Origin of the sequence: Neisseria sp. P0019.S003, from assembly GCF_051957115.1 — a bacterium.
GTDB classification, from domain to species: Bacteria; Pseudomonadota; Gammaproteobacteria; order Burkholderiales; family Neisseriaceae; genus Neisseria; species Neisseria flavescens_D.
This window is the reverse complement of the sequence record NZ_JBQCWT010000115.1, coordinates 1-432: the sequence shown is the minus strand read 5'-3', so window position 1 is coordinate 432 and position 432 is coordinate 1. Positions and strand designations below refer to the sequence as shown.

The window sequence follows — 432 nt, the reverse complement described above, 5'->3', positions numbered from 1 at the left end:
GGACAAAACGGCTGCCTTCAAAACGGCCTTTCAGCGCAGTGCTGCGTGCTGTAATCGGGAATCTGGACAAATCGGCCGTGTATGTGCCGCTATTGTCGATGACGCCGCTGTTTTGGCCGGTTTGGCGGATGCGGACGGTGGCTTTACTGCCTCTCAAGTTTGCAGCCAACGGAACGGAAACAAAATCGTTCGGAATGCCGTAAATAGGGAAACGGGATTGGCTTGTGGGCTTGTCGTCGCCGTGCAGGACCGGTTCGTAATAGCCGGTAATGGTGCCTGCAGGATTGCCGCCATTGTCAACGCGCCATGCGGTGAAATAGCGCTCGAAAAAGTGCTTGGCTTGGAAATGGTGCGCCGGCGTTTGCATGGCTTGGATACAAACGTCCTGCCAGCCTTGGCGGTTTTTGAGTTTTTCACAGCCTAAGCGGAAAG

Annotated in this window: 1 protein-coding gene; it reads right to left on the bottom strand. The window is 54.9% G+C overall.

Features of this window, described 5'->3' with window-relative positions; all coding sequences use genetic code 11:
• The coding region (locus tag ACTHTS_RS11365) for an MltA domain-containing protein (RefSeq protein WP_440370102.1) at positions 1-432 on the bottom strand (432 nt) is incomplete at both ends.